The sequence below is a fragment of the Paraburkholderia franconis genome (assembly GCF_009362735.1).
Taxonomy (GTDB): domain Bacteria; phylum Pseudomonadota; class Gammaproteobacteria; order Burkholderiales; family Burkholderiaceae; genus Paraburkholderia; species Paraburkholderia franconis.
In genome coordinates, this window is record NZ_WHNP01000058.1 from 26,151 (window position 1) to 50,547 (window position 24,397).

General features: G+C 59.2%; 28 protein-coding genes and 4 pseudogenes. 19 read left to right on the forward strand and 13 right to left on the reverse strand.

Going from position 1 to position 24,397, the window contains the following annotated elements; translation table 11 throughout:
• Nucleotide 1: 1 nt before the first annotated feature.
• Entirely contained in the window at nt 2-760 is a 759-nt protein-coding gene (locus GCT13_RS36200; RefSeq protein ID WP_152766590.1) for an IclR family transcriptional regulator, read from the reverse strand.
• 149 nt (nt 761-909) lie between these two features.
• Between GCT13_RS36200 and GCT13_RS36205 the strand changes: the two genes are divergently transcribed.
• The 5 genes from GCT13_RS36205 (at nt 910) to GCT13_RS36225 (ending at nt 6,552) form a co-directional block, all read left to right on the forward strand.
• Nucleotides 910-2,181, forward strand: a complete 1,272-nt coding sequence (locus tag GCT13_RS36205; protein ID WP_152766593.1) for an aromatic ring-hydroxylating dioxygenase subunit alpha — start codon at nt 910-912, stop codon at nt 2,179-2,181.
• 82 nt (nt 2,182-2,263) lie between these two features.
• Nucleotides 2,264-3,046, forward strand: coding sequence for an SDR family NAD(P)-dependent oxidoreductase (locus GCT13_RS36210; RefSeq protein WP_152766635.1), 783 nt, complete (start codon nt 2,264-2,266; stop codon nt 3,044-3,046).
• A gap of 12 nt (nt 3,047-3,058) precedes the next feature.
• Nucleotides 3,059-4,024 carry a PDR/VanB family oxidoreductase gene (locus GCT13_RS36215; RefSeq protein WP_152766595.1) on the forward strand — a complete coding sequence of 322 codons (966 nt, stop codon included), beginning with the start codon at nt 3,059-3,061 and terminating at the stop codon, nt 4,022-4,024.
• 104 nt (nt 4,025-4,128) lie between these two features.
• Nucleotides 4,129-5,379, forward strand: a complete 1,251-nt coding sequence (locus tag GCT13_RS36220; RefSeq protein WP_152766597.1) for an MFS transporter — start codon at nt 4,129-4,131, stop codon at nt 5,377-5,379.
• Nucleotides 5,380-5,466: 87 nt separating this feature from the next.
• On the forward strand, nt 5,467-6,552 hold the full coding sequence (locus GCT13_RS36225) for a porin (RefSeq protein WP_152766599.1): 1,086 nt from the start codon (nt 5,467-5,469) through the stop codon (nt 6,550-6,552).
• A 108-nt stretch (nt 6,553-6,660) separates the two neighbouring features.
• On the opposite strand, the pseudogene GCT13_RS36230 reads toward GCT13_RS36225, so the two are convergent.
• The 6 genes and pseudogenes from GCT13_RS36230 to GCT13_RS49850 all read right to left on the reverse strand — a co-directional run.
• Nucleotides 6,661-7,175 (reverse strand): annotated as a pseudogene (locus GCT13_RS36230) (methyl-accepting chemotaxis protein); the annotation flags it as partial.
• A 138-nt stretch (nt 7,176-7,313) separates the two neighbouring features.
• Nucleotides 7,314-7,658, reverse strand: a complete 345-nt coding sequence (locus GCT13_RS36235) for a helix-turn-helix domain-containing protein (RefSeq protein WP_152766603.1) — start codon at nt 7,656-7,658, stop codon at nt 7,314-7,316.
• Between the two features lie 742 nt (nt 7,659-8,400).
• Nucleotides 8,401-8,805 (reverse strand): annotated as a pseudogene (locus tag GCT13_RS36240) (VOC family protein); the annotation flags it as partial.
• Between the two features lie 120 nt (nt 8,806-8,925).
• Nucleotides 8,926-9,432, reverse strand: coding sequence for an alpha/beta fold hydrolase (locus GCT13_RS36245; RefSeq protein WP_152766607.1), 507 nt, complete (start codon nt 9,430-9,432; stop codon nt 8,926-8,928).
• A 39-nt stretch (nt 9,433-9,471) separates the two neighbouring features.
• Nucleotides 9,472-9,756, reverse strand: coding sequence for an alpha/beta fold hydrolase (locus GCT13_RS36250; protein ID WP_152766609.1), 285 nt, complete (start codon nt 9,754-9,756; stop codon nt 9,472-9,474).
• A complete protein-coding gene (locus tag GCT13_RS49850) occupies nt 9,741-10,145 on the reverse strand; it encodes a hypothetical protein (protein WP_227747196.1) in 405 nt (134 codons plus the stop codon). The genes GCT13_RS36250 and GCT13_RS49850 overlap by 16 nt, the downstream gene beginning before the upstream one ends.
• A 29-nt stretch (nt 10,146-10,174) precedes the next feature.
• Between GCT13_RS49850 and GCT13_RS49855 the strand changes: the two genes are divergently transcribed.
• Nucleotides 10,175-10,450, forward strand: coding sequence for a DUF3331 domain-containing protein (locus tag GCT13_RS49855; RefSeq protein WP_227747197.1), 276 nt, complete (start codon nt 10,175-10,177; stop codon nt 10,448-10,450).
• A 77-nt stretch (nt 10,451-10,527) separates the two neighbouring features.
• Here GCT13_RS49855 and GCT13_RS36260 read toward each other — a convergent pair whose 3' ends face one another.
• Both GCT13_RS36260 and GCT13_RS36265 read right to left on the reverse strand, forming a co-directional pair.
• Nucleotides 10,528-10,851, reverse strand: a complete 324-nt coding sequence (locus tag GCT13_RS36260; protein WP_152766611.1) for a putative quinol monooxygenase — start codon at nt 10,849-10,851, stop codon at nt 10,528-10,530.
• A gap of 28 nt (nt 10,852-10,879) precedes the next feature.
• The gene (locus GCT13_RS36265; RefSeq protein WP_152766613.1) at nt 10,880-11,506 is read right to left on the reverse strand and encodes a flavodoxin family protein; all 627 of its coding nucleotides are present in this window, start codon (nt 11,504-11,506) and stop codon (nt 10,880-10,882) included.
• 176 nt (nt 11,507-11,682) lie between these two features.
• Here GCT13_RS36265 and GCT13_RS36270 point away from each other — a divergent pair, with 176 nt between their 5' ends.
• Nucleotides 11,683-12,303, forward strand: coding sequence for a TetR/AcrR family transcriptional regulator (locus GCT13_RS36270; RefSeq protein ID WP_227747198.1), 621 nt, complete (start codon nt 11,683-11,685; stop codon nt 12,301-12,303).
• Nucleotides 12,304-12,779: 476 nt separating this feature from the next.
• Here the strand turns inward: GCT13_RS36270 and GCT13_RS36280 are convergent, their stop codons facing one another.
• Nucleotides 12,780-13,706, reverse strand: coding sequence for a LysR family transcriptional regulator (locus tag GCT13_RS36280; protein ID WP_152766617.1), 927 nt, complete (start codon nt 13,704-13,706; stop codon nt 12,780-12,782).
• 192 nt (nt 13,707-13,898) lie between these two features.
• Here GCT13_RS36280 and GCT13_RS36285 point away from each other — a divergent pair, with 192 nt between their 5' ends.
• Nucleotides 13,899-15,314 (forward strand): MmgE/PrpD family protein, encoded by a 1,416-nt coding sequence (locus GCT13_RS36285; protein ID WP_152766619.1) that lies wholly within the window; start codon nt 13,899-13,901, stop codon nt 15,312-15,314.
• Between the two features lie 174 nt (nt 15,315-15,488).
• A complete protein-coding gene (locus GCT13_RS36290) occupies nt 15,489-16,346 on the forward strand; it encodes an MFS transporter (protein ID WP_227747199.1) in 858 nt (285 codons plus the stop codon).
• Between the two features lie 397 nt (nt 16,347-16,743).
• Here the strand turns inward: GCT13_RS36290 and GCT13_RS36295 are convergent, their stop codons facing one another.
• Complete coding sequence (locus GCT13_RS36295; protein WP_321574857.1) at nt 16,744-17,079, reverse strand: helix-turn-helix domain-containing protein; 336 nt, start codon at nt 17,077-17,079, stop codon at nt 16,744-16,746.
• A 423-nt stretch (nt 17,080-17,502) separates the two neighbouring features.
• Between GCT13_RS36295 and GCT13_RS36300 the strand changes: the two genes are divergently transcribed.
• The 7 genes from GCT13_RS36300 (at nt 17,503) to GCT13_RS51405 (ending at nt 22,056) form a co-directional block, all read left to right on the forward strand.
• Entirely contained in the window at nt 17,503-17,703 is a 201-nt protein-coding gene (locus tag GCT13_RS36300) for a hypothetical protein (protein ID WP_152766621.1), read from the forward strand.
• A 984-nt stretch (nt 17,704-18,687) separates the two neighbouring features.
• Nucleotides 18,688-19,335 carry a hypothetical protein gene (locus GCT13_RS36310; protein WP_152766625.1) on the forward strand — a complete coding sequence of 216 codons (648 nt, stop codon included), beginning with the start codon at nt 18,688-18,690 and terminating at the stop codon, nt 19,333-19,335.
• Between the two features lie 23 nt (nt 19,336-19,358).
• On the forward strand, nt 19,359-19,730 hold the full coding sequence (locus GCT13_RS49860) for a hypothetical protein (protein WP_227747200.1): 372 nt from the start codon (nt 19,359-19,361) through the stop codon (nt 19,728-19,730).
• A 33-nt stretch (nt 19,731-19,763) separates the two neighbouring features.
• Nucleotides 19,764-20,189 (forward strand): putative phosphothreonine lyase domain-containing protein, encoded by a 426-nt coding sequence (locus GCT13_RS36320; protein ID WP_152766627.1) that lies wholly within the window; start codon nt 19,764-19,766, stop codon nt 20,187-20,189.
• Nucleotides 20,190-20,541: 352 nt separating this feature from the next.
• A complete protein-coding gene (locus GCT13_RS36325) occupies nt 20,542-20,733 on the forward strand; it encodes a diacylglycerol kinase (RefSeq protein ID WP_407670914.1) in 192 nt (63 codons plus the stop codon).
• Nucleotides 20,734-20,995: 262 nt separating this feature from the next.
• Nucleotides 20,996-21,412: a hypothetical protein gene (locus GCT13_RS36330; RefSeq protein WP_321574858.1), complete on the forward strand. Its 417-nt coding sequence runs from the start codon at nt 20,996-20,998 to the stop codon at nt 21,410-21,412.
• Between the two features lie 497 nt (nt 21,413-21,909).
• Entirely contained in the window at nt 21,910-22,056 is a 147-nt protein-coding gene (locus GCT13_RS51405; RefSeq protein WP_407670913.1) for a helix-turn-helix domain-containing protein, read from the forward strand.
• Nucleotides 22,057-22,140: 84 nt separating this feature from the next.
• Here GCT13_RS51405 and GCT13_RS48695 read toward each other — a convergent pair whose 3' ends face one another.
• Together GCT13_RS48695 and GCT13_RS51005 are read right to left on the reverse strand one after the other, a co-directional pair.
• Entirely contained in the window at nt 22,141-22,311 is a 171-nt protein-coding gene (locus GCT13_RS48695) for a hypothetical protein (RefSeq protein WP_193727845.1), read from the reverse strand.
• Nucleotides 22,312-22,401: 90 nt separating this feature from the next.
• A pseudogene (locus GCT13_RS51005) lies at nt 22,402-22,665 on the reverse strand (c-type cytochrome); the annotation flags it as partial.
• Nucleotides 22,666-23,129: 464 nt separating this feature from the next.
• Between GCT13_RS51005 and GCT13_RS36345 the strand changes: the two are divergent.
• From GCT13_RS36345 to GCT13_RS36355, 3 genes and pseudogenes are all read left to right on the forward strand, one after another.
• Nucleotides 23,130-23,384 carry a hypothetical protein gene (locus GCT13_RS36345; protein ID WP_152760557.1) on the forward strand — a complete coding sequence of 85 codons (255 nt, stop codon included), beginning with the start codon at nt 23,130-23,132 and terminating at the stop codon, nt 23,382-23,384.
• Between the two features lie 146 nt (nt 23,385-23,530).
• Complete coding sequence (locus tag GCT13_RS36350; RefSeq protein WP_152766631.1) at nt 23,531-23,794, forward strand: hypothetical protein; 264 nt, start codon at nt 23,531-23,533, stop codon at nt 23,792-23,794.
• 239 nt (nt 23,795-24,033) lie between these two features.
• A pseudogene (locus GCT13_RS36355) lies at nt 24,034-24,397 on the forward strand (transposase); the annotation flags it as partial.

A 24,397-nucleotide genomic window follows, 5' to 3' on the forward strand; every position in this document is an offset into this window, starting at 1 on the left:
CCTAAGCGGCCTGTTGCCCCAATGCGCGCGACAGGTTGGTCGCCTCGCGCTTGAGCAACTCGGCAAACTGCGTGACGCGGTTGTCCGTGACACGCACGCTGGGACCGAAGATGCAAATCGAGCCCGCAATCTGATTGGCCCCGTTGAAGAACGGCGCGGCGACGGCGACCGCGCCTTCAATCAGTTCATGGCGGCTCGTTCCGTAGCCTTGCGCGCGGATCGCTTCGATGTCCGCGAGCAGCGTCGACACATCCTGCTCCGGATCGGCGAGATACGGGCGCAGTTCATCCGCGGAAAGCTGCATCTGCGAGAGGATGGTGCGCCCGCTCGCGCCGAGTACCAGCTTCTCGCGATAGCCGACACCTCGCCGGAAACTCAGCGGCTGCGGGCTCTCCAGCTCGGCCACGCACACGCGATACGTGCCGTCGGGCACGAACAGCGCCACCGTCTCCGACGTTTCCGCCCAAAGATTTCGCAGCATCGGTTGCGCAAGCTCCGCGATGCTGTGATCACTCATCCACACGTGCGCCAGCTGTGCGACAGCGCTTCCAAGGTGAAACCGCTGCGGTTCACCCGTCGACGCGAGAAAACCCTTTTGCTCGAGCGTGTTCAGCAGCCGATACAGCGTCGGCCGGCTCAGGTTCACGCGCGTGAGCAGCTCCGCGACGGTCAGTTGCTTGTCCCCCGGCCTGAACGCAAGAAGTATTTCTAGCGCTCTTTCCACCGCACGCACATTTTCGTGCGATTTTTTTTCTTGCATTTGCAATTTCCTTTCTAAATCGGAGCGTGCCGTTTGCACATTGTAGAGAAAGTCACTGCCAATGAAACTTGACTTCGCTCAAACTGTCCGTAGAATGAAAACACAATCTCACACAGCGGACAACGCCGCAACCGATCTGGAGGATGAACATGGACAAGAACATGTCCGAAACACTCGTGCGCACGGGCCCGGGTACGGCAATGGGCAACCTGATGCGCCGCTACTGGGTGCCGATACTGCTGGCGAGCGAAATCGCCGAACCCGACTGTCCGCCTGTGCGCGTGCAGATCCTCGGTGAAAAGCTGCTCGCCTTTCGCGATTCGGAAGGCAAAGCCGCGCTGATCGACGAGTTCTGCTCGCATCGCGGCGTATCGCTGTATTTCGGCCGTAACGAGGAGAATGGCATTCGCTGCGCGTATCACGGCCTCAAGTTCGACCGCGACGGGAAATGCGTCGACGTGCCGTCCGCGCCTCAGGCGTGCAAGCACATGGGCATCACCGCGTATCCGTGCATCGAGCGCGGTGGCATTGTCTGGGCGTACATGGGACCGAAGGACCGCCAGCCGGCGCCGCCCGATCTGGAGTGGTGCAATTTGCCGGACAGCCATGTGTTCGTGTCGAAGCGGTTGCAGGAATCGAACTATCTGCAGGCGATGGAAGGCGGCATCGACACGAGCCATGTCTCGTACGTGCACCGCTATGAAGTCGACGACGATCCGATGCACCAGGGCACCAAGGCGCTCGACTACATCAAGGCCGATGGCAATGTGATCTTCGAAATCGAGAAGCAGCCGTTCGGCCTGACGCTCTTCGGCCGTCGCAACGGCGAACCCGACTCGTACTACTGGCGCGTCACGCAGTGGCTGTTCCCGTGGTACACGCTGATCCCGCCCTTCGGCGATCACTCGCTGGCGGGTCACGTGTGGGTGCCGATCGACGATCACAACTGCTGGGCCTGGAGCGTCAACTTCCGCCCGGATCGTCCACTGAGCGAACAGGAGCTGGCCGATCTGAACGCCGGCAAGGGCATTCACTGCGAGTACGAGCCCGGCACGTTCCGGCCCAGGGCCAACAAGGACAACGACTACCTGATCGACCGCCAGGCGCAGAAGGACAAGCGCGCATATTCGGGCGTGTTCGGCTTCGCGATGCAGGATGCGTCGCTGCAGGAAAGCATGGGGCCGATCCAGGACCACAGCAAGGAAAAGCTGCTGCCGACCGACCGCGCGATCGTGATGGCGCGCCGCATGCTTTACGAAGCGGCCACCGCGTTGCTTCCCGATACCGATCCGCCCGCCATCAACGCCGATCAGCAGCGGGTGCGCGCAGCGGGCGCGCTGTTGCCGCGCGGTCAGAAGCCACAGGAATGGGCGGCCATCCACCTTGCAGACGGCAAGGGTCAACCGATCTACTCGATCTGATCGTCCGGGCCGGACGCAGGTCCGGCCGCGGGGGCATCGTTCCTGATTCGCGACAAGGAGGCCGGCATTGCGCCGGCATGAAATGCAGCAAGGTACAAGACTTCAAGGCAAGGTTGCGCTGATCACAGGCGGCGGCGGAGGCATCGGCGCTGCGACGGCGCGCGTCTTCAGCGACGAGGGCGCGGCTGTGGTGCTGGTCGACGCGAACGCCGAAGCGCTGGCTCGCGTCACCGATGAACTGCTTCAGCACGATTCCTCCGCGAAGGTGAAGACCTTTTTGGCCGACGTGTCGAACGCGGACGAGGCGGCCGCCGCGGCCGAGCTTGCCGCCCGTTCGTTCGATCGTCTGGACGTGCTCGTCAACAACGCCGCGATGCGCAACTACAGCGCGCTCGCCGAGGCGACACCCGCCGAATGGCAAAGCATGGTGTCCGTCAATCTGATCGGAACGTCGAACTACTGCAAGGCCGCGCTCCCGCTGCTGCGCAAGTCGGCTTGCGCGAGCATCGTCAACGTGTCGTCGTGCTATGCGGTGACGGGCCGCAAGGGTATGGGTCTCTACGACGCCACCAAAGCCGGCATGCTCGCGATGACGCGCACGCTCGCATTCGAGGAAGCGGCGCACGGTGTGCGTGTCAACGCCGTCTGCCCCGGCTCCACGCTGACCGACTTTCACGTCAACTGCGCGCGTGCAGCGGGCAAGAGCGTCGACGTGCTCAAGACGCAGCGGCAGGACACGTCGCTGATCGGTCGCTGGGCTGCGCCCGAAGAAATTGCGTGGCCGATTCTCTGGTTCGCAAGCGACGAGGCATCTTTCATCACGGGCACGACACTGATGGTCGATGGCGGCCTGTCGATCATGTAATGGGTGGTCAGCATGAACGATTCCACACTTACCGTGCGCGTCGCGAGACGCAGCATCGAAGCTGAGGGTATTGTCAGCTTTGAGTTCGCGAGTCTCGACGGGTACGAGCTGCCTGCGTTCGACGCGGGCGCGCATATCGACGTGCATGTTCCCGGCGGTCTGATCCGGCAGTACTCGCTGTGCAATTCGCCTGCGGACCGTCGGCGCTATCAGATCGCCGTGTTGCGCGATGAACAGTCGCGCGGCGGTTCGGCGGGCATGCACGAGTCCGTGCACGAAGGCGACGAGATTCGCATCAGCGTGCCGCGCAATCATTTCCCGCTCGCGCACGGCGACGCGAAGCATCTGTTGCTCGCGGGCGGCATCGGCCTTACGCCGCTGCTCTGCATGGCCGAGCACCTGGGCGACGCGGGCACGTCGTTCGAGATGCACTACTGCACGCGTTCGCGTTCACGCGCAGCTTTCATCGAACGGATTGCGGGATCGCCCTGGGCAGCGCAGGTCCAGTATCACTTCGACGATGGCGACGCTGCGCAGCGTCTCGACTTGCAGACGTTGCTCGCACAGCCGCAGCCCGATGCGCATCTGTATGTGTGCGGGCCGCAAGGGTTCATGAATGCCGTGCTCGATAAGGCCCGCTCGCTGGGCTGGCCAGAGCAGCAACTGCACTATGAGTTCTTTTCGGCGGCGCCCGTCGACACCAGCAACGATGGGCCTTTCGAAGTCTGCCTCTCGCGCTCTGGACGTGTCGTGCCGATCCCTGCGGACCGGTCTGTGGCCCAGGCGCTCGCCGATGCCGGCGTGGATGTCCCCGTGTCGTGCGAACAGGGTATCTGCGGGACGTGCATCACGCGCGTGATCGATGGTGAGCCCGACCATCGCGATCTTTTTCTGTCGCCCGAGGAACAGGCTCGCAACGACCAGTTCCTGCCGTGTTGTTCGCGCGCGAAGTCGAAGAGGCTGGTGCTGGATCTTTGACGATGAAAGCAGGTCGATAGAACCAGGACCAGCCTGCTTCGAATGGCTGGATCAGAAGGCAGAATAAAGGGGCGGCCATGTGCACGCCCTGCATTGGAGGAGTCATGGAGAAGAATCTGACGTCGTCAGGAGACGCATCTTGCGGCGCGTGGCCCGTGCAAAGCGCAGCGGAGACTGAAACGAGCGCTTATCGCTGGGTTGCATTGTTCATCGTATGGGCGGCGTTTCTGCTGAGCTATGTGGATCGCGTTGCATGGAGCACGGTCGCCGCGCCCGTCGGCGCATCGCTTGGTCTCAATGTCGCGATGCTCGGCGCGTTCGTCACGGCTTTCTACGCGGGTTACGTTATCGCGAATGTGATCGGCGGCGCGCTCACCGATCTGCTCGGCGGCCGCGCGATGATGACGCTGGCCTTGCTGCCGCTCGGCGTATTCACGTTCTTTTTTGGCGAGACCCGCACGCTGACGACGGGCATCGCGATCCAGCTCGCGATGGGTTTTGCCGCTGGCGCCGATTACTCCGCCGGCATGAAGATCATCCCCGCCTGGTTCACGCGGGACCGAGGCCGCGCGATGGGGATCTACACCACGGCCACATCGCTGGCAGTGGTCCTCGCGAATGCGATCGTGCCGTCGTTTTCCGCACAGCACGGCTGGTCCAACGCATTCCGTATGCTCGGCGTCGTCACGTTCGCGTGGGGCATCGTGTCGTTGCTGTTTCTGAAGAACCGGCCGACCAGCGACCAGTCGCCGACACGAAACAGCGCGAAAGAGATGCTCGGACTGTTGCGCAACCGCAATCTGATCGTGCTCGCGATTGCAGGCTGCGGCGGCCTTTGGGCAACCGTCGGCTTCGGCGCGTGGGGCAATGCGTTGATGACGAAACAATATGGCATCTCGCCTGTCGTTGCGGGCTCCATCATTGCGTCGTTTGGAATCGGCGCGGTGATCGCCAAGCCGACGCTCGGCTGGATCTCCGATCTGCCCGGCATTTCGCGCCGGCTGATGTCGATTCTCTGTCTGATCGCCTTCGCGTTCATGCTGCTCGTCTTCGGCATGTGCTCGACCACGACGCAGTTCTATGTGGTAGCGCCGATTCTGGGCGCGTTCTCATACGGCTATCTGCCCGTGTTGATGGCACAGATCAGCGATGCATCGGGCAAGCGTCTTGCGGGCGCGAGCGCCGGCTGGACCAACGCGATCTGGCAAACGGGCAGCGCGATTTCTCCGCTCGCCGTGGGACACGTTTATGGCGGCACGCATTCGTTCATGCTCGCGCTGCTGACGCTTGCGATCGGTCCTGTCGTCGGCATGGTGGCGATGTTGTTCGTCAGCAAGCACATTTCCCGCGAATAAAACCAATGCCATGGAGTGTGTTACATTTCGCACTCTTATCGTTTTAGATTCGCTTAGTACCACTACAGTAATAAATAAGGAGAGGGGATGAAGTCGAATTACACGGTCCGCACAATCGGAAGTCTGCTTGTCGCTTGCGTTGGAGCGGGCGTGAGTGTCGCGGCACATGCGCAATCGTCGGTGACGCTCTACGGGATCGTCGATTCGGGCATCGAATACGTGAACCACGCGGCGAAGCAGGGCTCAGGCAACCTGTTCCGGCTCAATACCGGCAATCGCATGAATTCGCGCTGGGGCATAACGGGCAAGGAGGATCTCGGCGGCGGCCTGCGCTCGATCTTCACGCTCGAATCCGGCATCGCGATGAACAGCGGGACGTTGCAGCAGGGCGGCCGGCTATTTGGGCGCCAGGCGTTCGTCGGCATCGAGAGTGACAAGTTTGGCTCCGTGATGGCCGGCCGGCAGATGACGCCGATGTATCGCTACTTTCTCCCGCTCGATCCGCTCGGCTATTCGAGCTATGGCTTTGCCGCGCAGGACACGCAGTTCGTGGGCCGCGCCGACAATGCAGTCGAGTATCTGGGGCATGCGGGACCGTTCGAAGTCAATGCGCTCTACAGCTTCGGCTACGACTCGACGGTGCCCAATGGCGGCCCGGTGCCTGGGGCGTTCAGGGTCGGCAAGCAGTTCGATGTCGGCGGGCGCTATCGTCAGGGGCCGTTCAATCTGACGTTCGTGTATGAGCAGCGGCAGGGCCAAAGCATTGCATCGGCGAACAACAGCGAACGCCGGTACGTCGCCGGCGGTTCGTGGCAGATCGGCGATGCAACGCTGTACGGTGGATACGAGCTGTTGCTCAACGACATCGCCGCGACGTTGCAGGCTTCGCCGTCGCAGTACATGGCGTATGGCGGCTTGCGTTACAAGGTCACGCCGCAACTTCAACTGGCGGCCGCTTCCTACTACCACTCGTATCGCGCGATATCGGCGCACGCGCTAAGCTCGGGCGTCAACGCGGACTACTGGCTTTCGAAGCGCACGGCTCTCTATACCGATGTGACCTACGTGATCAACAGCTCGAAGTCTGCGTTGAGCGCGACGGGATCGACGACAACGGTCGCGACGGGCGCAAATCAACTGGCAGTTGCGATCGGGATTGCGCACCTGTTCTAGGCGCGTTCATCAGCGTATCTGTTTTCCGCGTTGCACCTTGCCGAAGTGAGAGGCAGCGTAGAGACCAATCGCAAGCGCGCCCAGAACACGCGAATAGCAGGCCTGCGCTTAGCGAAACACGCTGACCGCTTCCACCAGGCGTTCGGCCTGTTGCTTAAGCTCTCCGACGCGGCGGTGCTCTGCTCGACGAGAGCCGCGTTTTGTTGCGTGATGGTGTCGAGATCGCTCACTGCACGATCGACTTGCGTGACACCGCTGCTTTGTTCTTCGGTGGCGGACCTGATTTCCGCAATGAGGTCCGACACACGCTTCACTTGCGCGACGATCTCGTCCATCGTCTGTCCTGCATCGTCGACGAGCTTGGCGCCCGCCTCGACCCGTTCGACGCTCGCGCCGATCAGGTTCTTGATTTCCTTCGCGGCGTTCGCGCTTCGCTGCGCGAGCGCACGAACCTCACCGGCGACGACGGCGAATCCGCGCCCCTGGTCGCCCGCGCGCGCGGCTTCGACGGCGGCGTTGAGGGCCAGGATGTTAGTCTGAAATGCGATGCCGTCGATCACACCGATGATGTCGGCGATTTTTCGCGAGCTGCCGGTGATGTCGTCCATCGTGCTGACGACTTTTCAAGCAGAATTCGAAGGCGTCGTTGCGACGACTATTGGGTATCGAACGATTGAAGGGGCGCCGGGCCGAGAGATCATCCGATTGCCGCGATGCGTGGAATGGGTCGCTATCTCTAGCAACCCATTCCTGTCTTTGGATTAGCTGGATTTGCCGCGCGTGTAGTAAGCGCTGATCCATGCGTTACACACCTGCTCGATCTGCAACGCCTCCTTGTTGGGAAGGAGATCGTAGCGGCCGTCGACGGACCCGTTGACCAGCCCATGAAGTCCGCCCGCGAGGAATCGCCTCTTCCAGTACGTTACGGCCGCCGATGTTATCGAACACTCGCTGCTGATCTCGTTGTTCGAATGACCGTCAGCGGCCATCAGCAGGATCTTCGCACGAAGTCTCCATGAGGGAGGGTGGTCTTGCGTGCGGACCATCGCGAGGAGTTGCTCACGTTCGTCCGCCGAAATATCAAATTGGATTCTGGGTCGAGCCATGTTCAAACTGCAATAGTGCAGTACTCCGTGAAAGTCAGAATGAACGTCACCGTCGTTGCGTCTTGCCGTGTCGACAAAACACAGTTGCAAAAGACGAATGCGGTGAGTGGAAATCGTGCCGTGGATCGGATCAGGAGCGCATCCTGGATCAAACGGTCGAGCGCGGATCAAGGGGTGTGTATTGAATTCGGCAAGTGCATCTCCTCCACGTTTTCAAAAGTGGTAACTGCTTCATCACCGCCGCAGCGGACTGGCAAGGCAAGATGGCCATGTCGTGTACCGGGTGACGCGGTCAATCGGTGCCGACGAATTTTTTTTATGTGTTGAGCCATCGCCGATAGTGCTCAACCGTTCCGGCCACCTTCTTTGCAAGAAGGCCATAGGAACGGATCGAGCGGCGATACGGCACTTGAGCGCCTGATGGACCGCTGAGGACCGCTAATTCGACAGGGATACGAGTCACATGAGCAAGACATTGCGACGTCTCCTGCGAGGGGGGAGTACGCATCCTACGGCTTTTATTTTTTTCGGTCCCCCGCCCTTTGGAGGGGGAGCACTGATGCGCAAAGTGACACTTTGGGAAGCGGTTTTCAGCCTGCCTGTTGTAACAGGATGCTGTTTATTGCAGAGCAATTGCGATACAGCAGTGCGAAACACATCAAGACTGTGATTGGTTTTCGAAGCTTGAAAACGAAAGTGCTCGCGACCTCGGTCGCGAGCACCATTTCCAGGTTTGTCAGTATCAACCTACCTCGGACGTCAACTCAGACCCAACCGTGAATGTCTTGTTTGCTGGCGGCTGCAGGAACTCGAGCGTCACCCCGTCCGGACCCCTGACATAGACAAGCCTCAAACCGTCGCGCTCGCCGCCTTCGACGCGTTGTGGCGGCCCGACACGCAGCCATCCTCCTTCCTTGATCCGTTCAAGCAGCGCGTCGAGGTCATCCACATACATTGCAATATGGATAAAGCCTGCATCGCAGGCACGCGCGTCGACGGTCTTCCGGTTGGCAGGCGAGTAGTACTGCAACAGTTCGATCTTGTGTCCGTAGCCTTCGACCATCGCAAGGGTCAGCGAAGCACCTTCAACCCCGACGAGATTCTCGATAAATGCATCGTTCTTGAAGTCCCATATATAGAGATGCTGAAATCCAAGAACCGCCTACCCAGAAATCGAGCGAGTCTTTAAGCGACGAAACGGTTATTCCAGTGTGATCGACACGGTTTATCCTGAACGTTCGTCCGTCGCCTGCTTTCGGCTGCAAAGTCATGCTTGCCCCCGGCCGGCGCGTTTCCAGAACGCTTGCAGTTCTTCGGAGATGAATTGCGTCTTCTCCTCGAAGACCCAATGCCCACATTCTTCGATCACGCCGCCACTCGCATTGACAGAGATTGCCTTTGCGCTATCGAAGCAGTGCGATCCAAAGGAGTGGCTTCCACCCCACGCGAGCATCGGTACTTTCAGCTTTTCTTTTGCGAGTTCTGCTGTCTGCTCGGCCATTTGAGGAATGTAGCCATAGTGATTGAGGTTCGCACGAAGATTTCCTGGCTGCTTCATCTGCATGACATAAAGCGCCACTTCCTCTTCTGGCATAGCTTGAGGGTTGTATGCGAAGTCGCGGAAGAAATGGCGCAGATATTGCTGCTCCCGTCCCTCGACGAGAAAACGCGTGATATCCATATTCATATGCATGCCGAGATGCCAGTACGGCACACGCGGGTCGACATATCCGGGGAAGTCGAGTCCGAAGAACGGCGTCTCGATCGTGGACAAGGAAATTGCGCGATCTCCAGCCATGTACGCGAGCGCCACCTACGGCGGACCGCCAAGATCGTGGCTGAAAATGTGAAAGCGATTGATGCCTTCCACTTCGAGCAGATCGAGCATGTCTTGAGCGATCGTTTTCGGCTCGTAGCCTGAGAACGGCTTGTCGCTGTCCGCGTACCCACGTAGGTCAGGTGCAATGAACCGATATTCCTTGCCCAGTGCGTCAGCGAAGAGAGGCATTTCGTCATTTGTTTGCCACACACCGTTTTTATATTCGCATCGCTGCGTGTCACAACTATTATGGACCGGCCGGTTCAGAATGACATGCATAGGTACCGAAGGAAACGTTCTGGATTCTCGAACGTGGTCTCGTGAAAAACGATTTCATGCACAGTACGGCAAGCAAGAGCCACATACACCAAGGTCGCGTCGTTTACATTGTGTACCGAAAGGTTCAAAATACGAATCGGGATCTTCTGCATCAGTTCGATTTTTATCGATCGTCGAACGACGATGGTGGCTTTCCGCTGGTTCAGAGTTTGCAGGTAGAGAGACGGAGCCGAATGGATGATGAGCCAAGCTGATGACGACATCGTTCGACGCGCGCTAGTCGGCATATTGATGCTGGAGTCCCACACGCTCGAAGCGACGATCGGGACGCGGTGCGTTCCGAGGAAGAAGTTGCGTTCGAGGCGGCGACCATCAAAGCAGGCGCTCAAACCGGTCGATCTCGAACCGCCGCCTTCGCATGTTTCTATTCTCGAGCGGCTGTCGTCGAAGTCGCTCAGTGTACTGGAGCGACGCGCGTTCAGGTCACTATGCGGACCGGGTATGGCGAATAGGACTTGCTCGCGTGGACGCTTTTTGTGTGCTGACCGGCATGCCGATCTGGCGCGGCGACCCTGTGTTTCGGCTTCGGGTTAGTCCGTCCTCCTTTCCGGCCAATCATAACCGGATGATTCTCGCTCCCGTCGTTCCCGGTTATCTGCGATGCGAACACCATTCCGAGCCCGAACGGCCGTGAATACGGAAGAGAGACGGGTGCCAGAAGCGGGCTTGCGACATAGGGCCCGCCTCTGGTCATAAAGCTTCAATAAAAACTTACTTGCCCTTACGCTCGTAGCCTTTGACAAGATCGAGCCACTCGAACTTTCGCTCAGATTTCAGGAGGCCTTTGAGCTTGCTTTCGTAGTCGACCCGGTATGGCTTCTTCAGATGATGGTCTACGAAGTACTGCGCGCTGCACGCCCACGTTTCGTAAAGCACGAGCGTGTCGGGATCATCTGCGGATCGATGTAGATAGGTGTTGACGAAATCCGGCTCATTCGACATCTCGTCGAGCACCCTGATGAGGCTCGAGTAAAGTTCTTCGCGTGCTTCGGGCTTGCCGGGCAGGTGGACAATGAATGAAATGTTCTGGGTCATGGTGAGGCTCCTGAATCTGGATGGATCTTTACGCTGTGGCATCGGCAGCATTCAACATCGCGCGGCCTGCGGCAAGTTGCGAAGCCACTTCTGCGACGCGGGCGCCGAGAAATTCCGCAGTGCGCAAATCCGCATCGGGCGGGGTAACGTCGGCGCTCTCGTCGGCGTTCGATTGCGCAGCAGCGCCGAGGAAAAATCCGTGCCGGTTCAACGTGTCTTCCGTCGACTGCGAATGATTGTGTCCGGGCGGCAGGCCCAGATTCACCCAGTGCATCCGATGCTGCGCGGCGAAAATCGCAATCTGCTGCAGCGTCGCCAACTTGTCGCCGGAACGCGATGCCGCATTGGTGAAGCCGGCTGCGACCTTGTCGGCCCATTTGCTGCCCATTGCAAAGACGTTGCGCGAAGTCGCATCCATGAACTTTTTGAATTCCGCGGACGCGCTGCCCATATACGTGGGCGCGCCGAAGATGATTCCGTCCACCTGTTCGAGAATGCCCCAATATCCATCGATATCTTCTACGCCGATCAGCAGACTCTCGGTCCCTTCGACGCTGGCCGCCCCGCGAGCCACGGCTTCTGCGACTTTCCTCGTGTGTCCATAGCCGCTGTGGTAGACGACTGCAACACGGGTTCCTTCAAAACCTTGCGACATGATTTGCTCCATGGTTGACGTCACAGCCCGTGACGATTGCGAGGATTATGGACCAGCCGGTTTCGAATGTCGTTCGAAGGGACTCACGAGGTCGTTCGGTTTCATCGAACAAGTGCGGTTATGCTGAGCTGACGGACCTCGGGGCGGCATCGAGGCAGTCATCCGTTGTAAACCGTTTGGTCTACAATATCGGTCTGTCAGAGGAAACTGAAATGGCACGCCCGCGAGAGTTCGACGAAGATCATGTTTTGGAGAAGGCCCTACACGTCTTTTGGGAGAAGGGCTATGACGCCGCGTCGCTAGCGGATCTTCAGGAGGCGACGGGGCTCACGAAGTCCAGCTTGTACAAGGCGTTCGAAAGCAAGGAGGGGCTCTTTCGGCGGGTGGTCGATCGATACCACGACAACCATCTGGCGTTCCGCGAGCATGCGTTGGCGCAGCCGACACCCAGGCTGATCGCCGAATCTCTGCTCGAGGGAATTGTCGTGCTTCACACTGGGAAGAACACGCCTTCAGGTTGTCTCGTGACGTTTGCCGCGCTTGCATGCAGCGCGGACGCGCGCCCTCTGAGCGATGAATTGTCGGAGAGCCGCAATGCTTTCGAGCGGCGTCTGCGCGAGCGCTTCGAGTCAGTGAAGCAGGCGGGGCCGTTTCCAGAGGGCATGACCAGTCACGACGCGGCCACTTTCGTATCGACGCTTATTCAGGGCCTGGCCGTTCAGGCGAGAGGAGGCGCTACGCGCCGGCAGCTTCGTCAACTGGTCGCGGCGGTGTTGAAAAGCTGGCCTGCGGGCTAGGAAAACGCTGTCCAGACCTGCTCAGCCGAACATCCGCAGAGTTGCCGAACCAGAAGCGCGCGGCACTTCTCGCAACGGTAGTGCTCGATTGCCACCACGCCTTCGCATTCGCCAACGCCGATCAGCGTCAGGCCTTCTTCTCTGATCCTGTCCGCGGAGCATCCCTGGAGCGTGGAGCATTCGTTGCAAAGTTCCATGACCTGATTGCCGTTTCACGTGAGTGAAGCTACAGCGAGAAGAGGCCCGCGTGGACGGGCCATCCATCAGTGAAGCTCCCGCGAGAAGAAGCGGGCGAGTCAGTATTGCGCTAATTTTCCTATTGCGCAGCAAAAATTATTTGGGGAACCAGAGTTAACTACCGGATGCACAGTGTTAGTGCCAAACGTGCTTCATTTCGGTGAGTTTTGCGTGACTCACGAAGCAGATCCTTCGCGCCGTCGAGCGGCACGCACGCTCATGCCGTTAGCCAAACGCAGTCACTCTGGCTGCATCCACGCTGGATCGAGTGGCGCCATTCTGCGCAACGTCAGACGAAAATCGCGCGCGACGGCCGGCAACGTCGCATCGCGTCGGCGGATCAAACCGATTGTGCGTGCAACCGTCGGCTCGACGAGCGGACGGATCGCGATTCTCGATTGAGCGTCGCGCGGCGCCGCGCAACGCGGAATGATCGATATGCCGAGTCCGGCTTCGACGAGTCCGAGGGACGTCGTCAGATGCTCGATCTCGATCAGGCGGTCTGGGCGCCAGTCGATGTCGCGCAATGCGGCATCGAGCATCCGGCGATTACCGCTCGTCGTGCCCGATACGATCAAGGGCCACGGTCTCAGCTCTCGCCATGCGACGTGCTCGCTTTTCGTAAGCGGATGATCGGCGGGGCACGCCAATACGTACGGGTCCACCAGCAACTCGTCGATTGCGAGTTCCGGCGTTTCGTTGACGAGAAACGCAATGCCGAATTCCGCGTCTCCATCGGCGACGCGCCGCGCGACCGTCGAGAGGTCGGCTTCGATCAGCTTCAGCCGCACTTCAGGCCGCTTGTGGTGATAGCTGCTCACGATCTTCGGCAGCAGGAACTTCGCGACAGTGGGAATGCACGCAATCGTCAATTGACCCGCGCGGATGCGCGTGGCCTCGGTGACGAGCTGCAACGACGCGTCGAGTTCGCGCAGCACGCTTTGCGCGCGCGGCAAGAGCAATTCACCCGACGATGTGAGCGAGACCATACGCGTCGTGCGTTCGAAGAGCATCAGGTCGAGCGCTTCTTCGAGCCGCTTGATGCGTCGCGTCAGCGCCGATGCGGACAGATTCAGTTCAATCGCCGCATCGTTGAACGATGCGTGCGAAGCGACTGCGACGAAAGCGCGGAGCGCATCGAGATCGACGCCGGGATAGCGAATCATGGGAGCCTGACGGTGGGCCTGGTTTTGGACCGGACTTTGGGCAATTCACAGACTATCGACTATTGCATGTGAGGCAATAATAATCGCGCCGCACGCAATTCACAAACTCGTGGCGTGTGCGGATACTGGGTGACAGCAAAGCAGCATGCCCGGCTCAAACCCACTACCGCGCGCGATTGCGCTTGACACGCGATGAACCAGCACAACGACATCGGCACAAACCCTTATACCGGCGGCGTCGCGGCCTTCGTGGCGGGATTGCGTTACGAAGCGATCCCCGACGAAGTGCGCGCTCGCATCAAGCTGCTGATTCTCGATTCGCTCGGCTGCGCGTTGTTCGGCTCGGGCCTCGAGTGGAGCCGCATTCTCTCGGACACGCTCGCGAGTATCGATACGACGCAAGGCTGCAACGTGTGGGGCATACCGTTGAAGCTGTCGGCGCCACACGCGGCGCTCGTCAACGGGACGATGATCCAGAGCTTCGAGCTCGACGACGTGCATCGTGCCGGCGTGCTTCATGTTGGCGCGGTGACGCTGCCCGCGGTGCTCGCCATCGCGGAGACACTGCCCGCCGATGCGCGCATGAGTGGCCGCGATTTTCTGCGCGCGTGTGTCGCCGGCTATGAAGTGGGGCCGCGCGTCGGCATGTGCATGGGACCCGAGCATATTGCGCAGGGCTGGCATTCGGGCGCGACGGTCGGCGTGTTTTCGGCTGCGGCGGGCGCGGCGGCCGCGTTGCGTCTCGATACCGCGCAGACGGTACACGCGCTCGGCATCGGCGGCACGCAGTCGGCGGGCCTGATGGCCGCGCAGTTCGGCGCGATGGTCAAGCGCATGCATGCGGGACGCGCCGCGCAAAGCGGACTGTATGGCGCGCTGCTGGCGCAGAACGGCTTCACGGGCATCGTCGATGTGTTCGAGAACCCGTATGGCGGTTTTTGCAGCACGTTCTCGCGATCGACGGACCGCTTCGATCTGACGCAACTGATCGACGGCCTTGGCGAGCGCTTCGAGACAATGAACATCGCGCTGAAGTTCTATTCGTGCGTGGGCAGCAATCACACGACGCTCGATGCGATACGCGCGATGCAGGCGCGTCATCCGTTCGGCGCGAACGACGTGGAGTCGATCGTCGTGCATGGCTCGCGTGTGACCGTCGATCACGTCGGCTGGCGATACGTGCCGCAGGGGCTGACGTCCGCGCAGTTGAACCTGCCCTACTGTGTCGCGACGCTATTGCTCGAAGGCGATGTGTTCGTCGACCAGTTCAGCGAAGACAAAGTGGGCGACCCTCAACGCATGGCGCTGGCGGACCGCGTACAGGTGCTCGAAGACCCGTCGATCACCGCGCGTGGGCGCGGCGCGCGCCATACGGTGAGAGTCCAGGTGATACTGCGCGACGGCGCGCGGCTCGAGGAAACCGTGGAGTCGCAGCGCGGCAGCGAGCATGCATTTGCGAGCGAGGGAGAAATCGTCGGAAAGATGACGAAGCTCGCGGCGCATCGCATCGAAGGCGAGCAGATCCAGCGCATCGTGGACTGGGTCATGCACGCCGAAGAAAAAGCCGACGCAGCAGAACTCGTGCGCTTGCTCGCGGCTCGAGGTTAGCGGCGCGAGAACATCACACGCGAGAACATCAACGCCGAGCACCTTACGCGCGACTGTACGCAACTGCACGCAACACTTGCGACCGCGTGACAGCGACACGGCAGGCAGGAAAGTAGCAAAGCAGCAATCCAGGCACCAGACAATAGCGGCCCGACGGTCGCAAGGGGACACAGGATGGCCGCAACGCCTCACGATCTGTCGCTACGGGCCTCTCTCGCCGGGCGGCGGGAACGCCTGCGCTCGATTATCGGCGGCAGCGCGGGCAATGTGATCGAGTGGTACGACTTTCTCGCGTACTCGATCTTCTCGATCTACTTCAGCAAGGCATTTTTTCCGGGCGGCAATCAGACGGCGCAATTGCTGAACGCGGCCGCTGTCGCCGCGATCGGCTATGTGGTGCGGCCGCTCGGCAGCTGGGCGATCGGCGCGCTCGCGGACAGGCACGGACGGCGCGTCGCACTGAGCGTATCGGTGGCGATGATGAGCATCGGCTCGCTGATCATCGCGCTCACGCCGACATATGCAACGATCGGCGTCGCGGCGCCTGGCGTGCTGATCTGCGCGCGGCTGCTGCAAGGCTTCAGCATGGGCGGCGAGGCGGGCACGAGCGCGACGTATCTCAGCGAAATGGCGCCTGCGGGCCGGCGCGGTTTCTTCGTCGGCTTCGTGCAGGTGACGGTGGTGATGGGTCAGCTCGTCGCGCTCGCGCTGATGCTCTTGCTTCAGCGGCTCATGCTGTCGCCCACGCAACTCGAAGACTGGGGTTGGCGCATTCCGTTCGCAATCGGCGGCGCGCTCGCGGTATTCGCGCTGTATCTGAGGCGTGGCATCGCGGAAACCGATGCGTTCGAGCGTGCCGATGCGCTCACAGCGGGCAAGCAGCGCGGCGAAGCTGAGCGCGGCAGTCTCGTTGCATTGCTGATCCGCCATCGCATGCAGACGCTGTGGACGATCGGCATCAGCATCGGCGGCACCGTTGCGTTCTTGAACCCACTAGGTAGCATTTTTGTGGATTACCGCCCGCGAACCTAACTCTAGTCGACCTTTTTCGCTACCAACACAGCTTTATGCTGTCGGTCGGGAGGGAAACTAAATCACTACCTGCTGAAAATGTGGGTTGGCTTCCGCGTAACCATCTTTCTCCCGCCAGCCGCCTCGCCACACGGGTCATCATCCATTTTTATTAGACAAGGCAAGCCGGCGAAGCCGGCGCGTCAGGCGTTCGAGTGTGTGCAACTTTGGTACCGCCCTCAGGGCGGCTGTCCACACCCTTGTGGTGTGGGCAGCAAAGTTGTGCACACGGGGAGGTGGCGCGGGACTTATTGGAGCAATTGGTCTGGATTTCGAGACGCCATCGTTGCGTGCCGGTGTTCACCGGACGCTCAAGGTACCCGCAGACAGACCAGAAGATGCTATATCGAACAAAGGGTCAGTCCGCCTCGCGTCGCGGCTTTCTTTCTATGTCAACGTCGACAGATTTCTTGCGTCCCGTTTTTATTGGGGTGGGCAACTCGTCCTGGTCGGTTAGCAGTTGGACCTCACTGACTCCTAGTGCTAAAGCCAATGAGACCAAAGTGTCGAGCGTCACGCTCGCGAGGCCACGCTCAATCTGACCGACTTGAGTGCGATGCAATCCCGCGCGCTGCGCCAAGGTCTCTTGGGACATGCTCTGTTTGCCGCGGAATAGCTTCAGATTCGTCGACAGTCGCTGTCGGACTGCCTCGTGACGCGAGATTGTGTTATCTGCCATATGGGGCAGGAGCATCAACCATTCTGCCAGCTAAATCTACAGTGTCGAAACTGGCAGTTTAAAAACTGCCAGTCTTTACACTTCATGTTTTTGCTTTTAGACTGTCAACGGTCTGGACACTTCTAGCCAACAGGGACGTAGAGCGCTCAGCAATGTTGCCTCGCGGCTCGTCTAACTGGTCGCAAACACCGACGGGGGTTTTGTTGATATACCAACTCGCCAAGTTGCTGCAGTGGATGGTTTCGAGATAGTTAACAGCCGGCAACTGGGGTCCCCGTGGGATTTGCCCCACAGGCAGCCGGGGAGACATGTGACTTTTCCGCGCGACGAACTGTTAACTAGCACCAAGGTCGACGTTGTCCCACTCGGTCTTCTCGAGGCAGCATTGCCTGATGTAAGCGCCGGCAAGGTGGCGCGCGCACACTCAAGGATATTTTGATGCCCAGTCAGCCCATTCCTGTCGCCGAGGTCGAGTCTGATGCCTCCGTGCCGCGTTGGAAAACCATCGAACGCGATGACAGTTTTACGCATCTTGTCGGTTCCGACGCACTGGGCACCGGAGGCGTTGTTTCATATCGAAGCGGCCAGGCATGCGCGAGCCCTCTCATCATTCTTGGTCTGTCCAATGCTATTTACTGACAGCAGTTGGGAAGAGCCGCATCCCATAAAGAAGAGGCTCATGCAGCCACTTCTTGCGTGGCGCTGCGTTGGATGGACGGACCTCACGCCGAACTTCTTTGTCGTTGCATCATCTGGCGGTGCGGACTTCGCGAGCCCGGACGGTTGGGTGGTGGACGGTGCCGAGGCGCTGATTGAACTGGTATTGCATCTTGGCGATGTAACCTTTTCGGTTCACCTCTTGGGTCGTAATGAGGATGACGCTTCTGTCACGCTGTGCCGGGTAAGCGGATTGTGGAAGGAGGTTCAGGCCAAAGATTCGGACGTCGCGAGCTATTGGTATTCAACTAACGACGGGGAGCCGAGACCGTGTTCGCCTATCGCATCCGGTAGGCGTGTTGAGAGACCGCGGTTGGTAAGCGTATTGAGCTTCGAAAACAGGTGAGTACGAAGCGAGATTCGAAATTTTCGGCCGGCATGTGTCTCTTTTCGTGAACGTCAATTTTCGGTTTCCTTTAGCCAAAATATGCCTTCTCACGAAAATCAAATTGACCTTGAGATTGCATTTCTGAAAATCCACGAACTGGCGCTCGCGGAAGGGGACCTAGGCTATGCATACTGGTATCAAGTCGGGCAACTGCTTCGGCGAGCAGCGGGCATGCAAGAAGAGATAGAGGCGCTCAGGGAAGAGTTGGAGCAATGCCGTGCGAATCAGCACAAGAGGCACTGAGTTGGATACTTCATCATGGTGACGAAGCAGAACACCGGGCGGAATCAGCAACGCGCGAACGAACTACTACTCACGTACGTTTTGTTTGACCTTCAAGATGCGATGGCCGGAAGCGTGTGTAGCGAGGCAGAATTTCGGCAACGGCGAGAGCGGTCACCAAATTTGAGAATCGCTGACTCGGCGCCGACAGGTTTTAGCCTCGCTCAAGTAAAGGAATGACCATGCCGCGGTCTACGCGCGCGACAAAGCCCGAAACATCGCTCCATGACGAATGGGTGCAACATCTCATCAATCGCGCCGTCGTTGCGGCCATACTCTTCGACCCGAAAGTCGCTGAAACGCTGCTTGAAATCCCTGACGCGGCGCTTGGCCGAATGTTCAAGAATCATCTCTGCAAAGTCGTCGGCCAGGCCATGGTCTACGGAATTGACCTTCCTGCACTCCGAGAGGAAGAAGAGAGGCTTCGCGAGCGCGTCAAACGTGCGTCGAAACGAGCACCCGAACATGAGCCTTTGCCTGGGCCGAACAAAGCGAACGTTGCACGTTACCCGCTTGTTCTTCAAGGAAAAGTGCTCCGCGTCCACGACTTTTGCATGGCGGCCGGCATCACGGAAAAGAAGCTGGATAAGTTTGTCGATTCGGGGCGAATGTTCCGAGTCTATTTTGGGCCCGAGGCCTACTGCCCGGCGTTCTTCCTCTCATCCATGATTTTTCGTGACGACTTCAAAAATGTCATACGTGGTCTCGGCAAAACCGACCCATGGGTCATGTTCGACTTCTTCACGACACCCATTGAGTCGCTGGGCGGGGCTACGCCGCTTCAACGGCTATCAGTCGAAGATGTTGAGCCGGTAGTGGAGGAAGCTAAAAGTTTCGCGGAACAATATGCGCAGCTGTATGCGTCGGCTCAAGGAGATTCATAACTCTGCTGGCCATGAAAGCACTCTTGACCTTCACGCTGAGTCATCTCGAACTTCTGGTCGTGCCTGCAGTTGGGTTCATACTCAGCCTCGTCATCGTGCGAATCAAAAGGCGATACATAAAAGAGGGGGTTTTGTTTGGGTACTTGCCCACAACAGAGCGCGAGCGTTGCCCCTCGAAATCAGCGGGAGTAGAGATGAATTCGGATAACCATATTGACATCGAGATTGCGCTCCGCAAGTTCCACGAATTGGGCCTGGAGGAAGGGGACTTAGGATATGCGTACTGGCATGAAGTCGGACAGCGACTGAAACGCGCTGCGGGAATGCAAGCGCAAATAGACGCGCTCAGCAAAGAGTTGGAACAATGTCGCGCGAGGCCGGGCAAAGCGGATTGATAACAAAGCGTCGCGAGGCGCGAGGAGGCTTCAATGAAGAAGGAAATTGGTCTGGAAGAGCGACTGCTCAAGAAATCCGACAAGCCTTCTGAGGACTTGAGTTGTAGCTGGCACTACAAGAAATCTCCGAGCTACGACCCATTTAGGTCTGTAGCTGCGGCAGGGAAATGGTGCATCTTTGTCAGCCCTGCCGACGTGGACGAGGAATGGAACAAAATATGCTACGCTATCGGGAACGGCCAGCTGCTGTGCGCAAAGGTGTCCACCGCACTGCGCAGCATGGGCCGCGATGGGCACGTCATCTGCGTCTACACGCCTGACTGGGCCGATACGCAGGACGTTATACGCGCCCGCGAAGTGTTGCGGGAGTTGGGTTTCCTGGATGAACTCGGCTACAAGCGGGACATTGATACCCGGAGCGGGAAATACGGCCCCGACGAGTGGCACTTGCGAGCGTAGCCACTTCCCACTACTTGACTCACCGCGAGAAGTCAGTGACGAGGACGCACTTAGCCGCTTGCCGTCAACGAATCGCGATTCGACCGGCAACCATCAGACACACCGCGCGAGTGCCCGTATCAGAATGAACACCTGGCTAGGGAGACGTTTCGACGTACGGACTGAATCAGACTCCACGTGCTGGCCGCGCGGGACCAACCACACAGTGTCCTGCCGATGAGAGAATCGGAGTGAATCATGGCGAAGAGGAGCTTCTTGCAAAGCGTCGGCGATGCGCTGACCGGTGTTGCCGCCACCTGGCGAACGCAGCGCAGCTTTCGCATCCAGGCAAGGACTCGCGGCGGCATTACCCGTGGTATTGGCCTGGTTACGGCCGCCGCTTGTGTTTTCGGCGCTATGCATGACGATGGCCGTGCTGGTCCTCGCGGCCGAACTTTTCAACACGGCTCTCGAACGACTGGCCGACCAATCGGTGCAGCCAAAGACTGTGCTGCAGGAGCGGTGCTACTCGTCTGCGCAGGCGCCGGTCTCGTCGGAATACTGACGCTGATTGTCGCGTTTGCGGAACGGTAGCGCTTGCCAGTAGAGACGGCGGGATAGTATCCGTATGGATAGTAATCGGGACCCACGTAGTAGCATGGACTTGAGGCCGTCGCAGCATGATGAAACTCCTGGCCAGGTCGAGCGAAAGCTCAAGATACTAGACCAGGGTCAGCAGGGATGAGCCGACAACCCGTCGGCGAACCTCCGCATATGGTGTCAGTGTGTATTATGGACGCATAGCCCTGACCGCGTGGAGAGACGCTGTGGACGTATCGTTCCTCATCGACCCGATTCACAAAACCGTCATCATCGTACAGGACGGCTATGCCCGTGTTGGTGAACTTATCGGCACAGAGTTGACCGATACCGCGACGCTGTGGGGTGAAGCTGCCGACTCGGATACATCGGTCCAAGTCATCGTCGCAGACGACAGCCTGGCGAACAACACTATTTCACGAGGATTTTTCAAGGTCACGCTCGAACTGGAGAGCGTAAAAATGGAGCGGGTATTTGCGGGAAAAGCAGTACTCAATGCGTACGGCAGTCCGCGTCCCGACATCAAGGAGCAAGTTAAAACGCTCAAGGCGATGCGCGAGCGCATCAGCTTCATCAGCGCCGAAGAAGCGTTTCAGTGGTTTGAGGAAAACACTGGCGGCTCACCGTTTTCAGCGGAGGACTGAAGCGGGCTTGCGTTCAGGGACGTAGCCGCAGAAAAAGCTTTGCAAGCCAGGCGCTCCAGCAGCATGTCGCGCTTTGTACGCTTATCGGTGACAGTACCGTCGCCTATCAACCACATTGACAAGCGTTCCCCAAGGTCACTCCCTCGACGCGAGGGTTTTCCTGATTTCGCGACGGGCATCGCGCGCGTGATAAACGTCGTGTCAATGGACAAACAGAAACAAGTTTCGCAGGGGCTTTATCAATTGACTGTGCGCAATTGTCCGAGGACCGAATCGATTTCGGCGCGATTCAGCGTCAGAACATCGGCGTGTTCAGAGACGAGTTTCTCGAGAAGGCTGACCGCGCGATGAAGATGCTCGCATAAGCGCACGTCTTGCAGTACCGCCTTCGGGGCGCCGTTGTCCGTGATGACTATCACGCAGTTATAACCGCGCCTTGCTGACGTCGCACAGGCGTGCGGCCTGCCTGTGCGGCAATTTACGCTTTCCGGATTTCGGTGGGCGCACCACCATTCAGGTGGCTGCGTGCATACCGCATCGAACGTGCAAAGCATCTGCTGCGGCATACGCAACTGAGTCTCGCCGCCATCGGGCAGGAGTGCGGGTTTGCGGACCAGAGCCACTTCACGCGCAGTTTTTTTTGAGGCAACCGGGACGACGCCCGGGGCGTGGCGTCGTCAGTGCGGAAGACTGATGGCGACGAGCGGCCGACTGTTAAACCAGTCCGTTCAGCACTTCCCGGTTAGGAGGTCGATGCGTCCGTCGCGAACCTTGTTGGCCCAGTCGGCATTGACCAGCATGCCGCGGACGATGGCAACCAGTTCGAAGTCACCGCGCTCGACGAGCTTAAGAACGTTGTCGAGCGAGTCGACATGGGCCGCATTGGACCAGAAGCGCATCGGATACGCCTACTCTTACCTGTTGCCTGGCGTGTTCATGACAATGCGCAAAGCAATGACAAGTGCCCAGCCGGGCACGCTCGACTGTATCTAACGTGCATCCTTCGGTCTATCTCCCTTGGGCCAGTCATTTGCCCTGGCTACATAATCGGGCCGGGGCTGTTGCCTGAAATACTCGGCAACCTCAACGGCTTCTTGGTCAGAAAGCGCTTACCGCCCTGTAACGGCGGCATGTTGCATTTGACAAATGCGGCAGCGGTATACATCCGCGCCATACCTGCGCCGACGTTGAACGAGGTCCTGGCGTCATAGTGGCGGAATGACGTAGCCACGTAGCGGATTTGGAGTACCTTGCCTACCCCACCGTGGCCTGACCGGTTGGGTGACGATTGGACCGGAAGGCATGTCACTGGCGAGACGTCAAAATGTTTTGTCACCCAGGTGTTGGTCGGTATGCCTCTGTCGCTCATGGGGTCTGCGATTCCGCTATCAATCAATGCGGCGTGGGTCTATAACGTATCAGCAGCACGAATTTTTATTGGTCATGGGCTTACGAGGTCCTGTCACCAGCGTGACTATTGCGCGTCCTTTCTGCTGCGCCCGGCACAAGCCTCGCGTCATTTTCAGGTGGTCGCCTGACAAGTCCGGCGTCTGCCACGTATAGAAAAAAGCCCACTTCCCTTTCGCCCGCCTGAGTGGCGTTGCGGCGCCGTCACGTCGTGACGGTGTCGCGCTGTCTGGCATCTGGAAGAGCGGGAAACGAGTCGGCAGGAAGTGAAGGGCCTTTGTGGAAACCTGTACGAATCAAGGAGTCTGAGATGAAATCACGACTGATTTTGGCGACGGGTGCTGCATGCCTGGTCGCGATGGCAGGAACGGTTCACGCGCAAGGTGCGTCGCAGCAGGCAGCGCCTTCGGCACAGCCCGCGATGCAGCAGAACGCCGAAGCGCCTGCACAGGCTGGCACCGACACGTCTTACGGCGGGACTCCTTCGACCAGGAGCGCAGCGGGCAAGATGGGCCCCTCGGCCTGCACGCCGAGGCCTCAGTGCGATGTTTTCTTCGGCAATTGAGCTGACGGCGAGCGCCGGGGCACCGGCGCAGCTTCTTGTCCGGTCGCTCCTCCTGTGGGGTGGCTCTCATCAGACGATGTTTGCAATGTCCTGCCGGCGGCGCCGACGTACTGACGTAAATTACCCAACTTCATCGAGGTACCGACATGAAATCTGTATTGATGGTGGCGGCAGGCGCGGTCGTTTTGCTGACCACACCCATAGCCGCATATTCCCAGGAGGCACAGCAGGCACCGTCGTCCACGAGCAGCCAATGGTCGGCACAGCAGCATGCAGCCCCAACGGATGCACAGGCGCGTGACTCGGCCGTCGGTGGCGCGCCGATGCCTGGAACGCAGTCGCGTGAGCGAAGCCAGTACATCGCACCTTGTATCGCCGGACTGTCGTGCGATATTTATCATGGCAGCTGAAACGCCGTGCAGTGCGGAGGTGGCCGGCGGGTGTCAACAAAAAGCGAAAGTGCCCTTCACCGGATATTTTCCAATGGACTGTATATCCGTTGCCTGGAACAGGAAGCCAATCACACTGATTTTCCGGCAGCGGTTACCGCTGCACCCAATTCAAGAGGCGGCTCCGGAAATTCGGACAGTTCATTGAGTGGAAAAGCTGGGGCGTGAGCCTGGCATAATGCCGGCAAAGGAACCAGAAGATGACGAAACGAAACCGACGGACACACTCACCGGCATTCAAGGCAAAGGTGGCACTAGCGGCGCTYAAGGGCGACAAGACGCTGGCAGAGTTGGCCCAGCAATTTGATGTCCATCCGAACCAGATCACGGACTGGAAGAAGCAGTTGCAGGAGCGGGTTGCCGATGTGTTCGACGCGGGCAACGCGMCCCCAGCTGCACCGCCAATCGACGTGAAGGTGTTGCACGCGAAGATCGGACAGTTGACGTTGGAGAATGATTTTTTAGAAAGCGCGCTCAGCAAGGCGGGACTGCTGGGCGTAAAGCGATGATCGATCGTGATCACGCCCTGCCGGTGACGCAGCAGGCCCGGCTGTTAGGCATAAG

Coding starts and splice junctions, on each gene's coding strand:
- GCT13_RS36260 (WP_152766611.1), bottom strand. CDS start 10,851: ATGACCCAGAACATTTCATTCATTGTCCACCTGCCCGGCAAGCCCGAA.
- GCT13_RS49855 (WP_227747197.1), top strand. CDS start 10,175: ATGTTTCTATTCTCGAGCGGCTGTCGTCGAAGTCGCTCAGTGTACTGG.
- GCT13_RS36235 (WP_152766603.1), bottom strand. CDS start 7,658: ATGGCTCGACCCAGAATCCAATTTGATATTTCGGCGGACGAACGTGAG.
- GCT13_RS36220 (WP_152766597.1), top strand. CDS start 4,129: ATGGAGAAGAATCTGACGTCGTCAGGAGACGCATCTTGCGGCGCGTGG.
- GCT13_RS36215 (WP_152766595.1), top strand. CDS start 3,059: ATGAACGATTCCACACTTACCGTGCGCGTCGCGAGACGCAGCATCGAA.
- GCT13_RS36285 (WP_152766619.1), top strand. CDS start 13,899: ATGAACCAGCACAACGACATCGGCACAAACCCTTATACCGGCGGCGTC.
- GCT13_RS36350 (WP_152766631.1), top strand. CDS start 23,531: ATGAAATCTGTATTGATGGTGGCGGCAGGCGCGGTCGTTTTGCTGACC.
- GCT13_RS36280 (WP_152766617.1), bottom strand. CDS start 13,706: ATGATTCGCTATCCCGGCGTCGATCTCGATGCGCTCCGCGCTTTCGTC.
- GCT13_RS36345 (WP_152760557.1), top strand. CDS start 23,130: ATGAAATCACGACTGATTTTGGCGACGGGTGCTGCATGCCTGGTCGCG.
- GCT13_RS36200 (WP_152766590.1), bottom strand. CDS start 760: ATGCAAGAAAAAAAATCGCACGAAAATGTGCGTGCGGTGGAAAGAGCG.
- GCT13_RS36295 (WP_321574857.1), bottom strand. CDS start 17,079: ATGCTCCTGCCCCATATGGCAGATAACACAATCTCGCGTCACGAGGCA.
- GCT13_RS36265 (WP_152766613.1), bottom strand. CDS start 11,506: ATGTCGCAAGGTTTTGAAGGAACCCGTGTTGCAGTCGTCTACCACAGC.
- GCT13_RS36290 (WP_227747199.1), top strand. CDS start 15,489: ATGGCCGCAACGCCTCACGATCTGTCGCTACGGGCCTCTCTCGCCGGG.
- GCT13_RS48695 (WP_193727845.1), bottom strand. CDS start 22,311: ATGCGCTTCTGGTCCAATGCGGCCCATGTCGACTCGCTCGACAACGTT.
- GCT13_RS36300 (WP_152766621.1), top strand. CDS start 17,503: ATGCCCAGTCAGCCCATTCCTGTCGCCGAGGTCGAGTCTGATGCCTCC.
- GCT13_RS36225 (WP_152766599.1), top strand. CDS start 5,467: ATGAAGTCGAATTACACGGTCCGCACAATCGGAAGTCTGCTTGTCGCT.
- GCT13_RS36250 (WP_152766609.1), bottom strand. CDS start 9,756: ATGCATGTCATTCTGAACCGGCCGGTCCATAATAGTTGTGACACGCAG.
- GCT13_RS36320 (WP_152766627.1), top strand. CDS start 19,764: ATGAAGAAGGAAATTGGTCTGGAAGAGCGACTGCTCAAGAAATCCGAC.
- GCT13_RS36205 (WP_152766593.1), top strand. CDS start 910: ATGGACAAGAACATGTCCGAAACACTCGTGCGCACGGGCCCGGGTACG.
- GCT13_RS36210 (WP_152766635.1), top strand. CDS start 2,264: ATGCAGCAAGGTACAAGACTTCAAGGCAAGGTTGCGCTGATCACAGGC.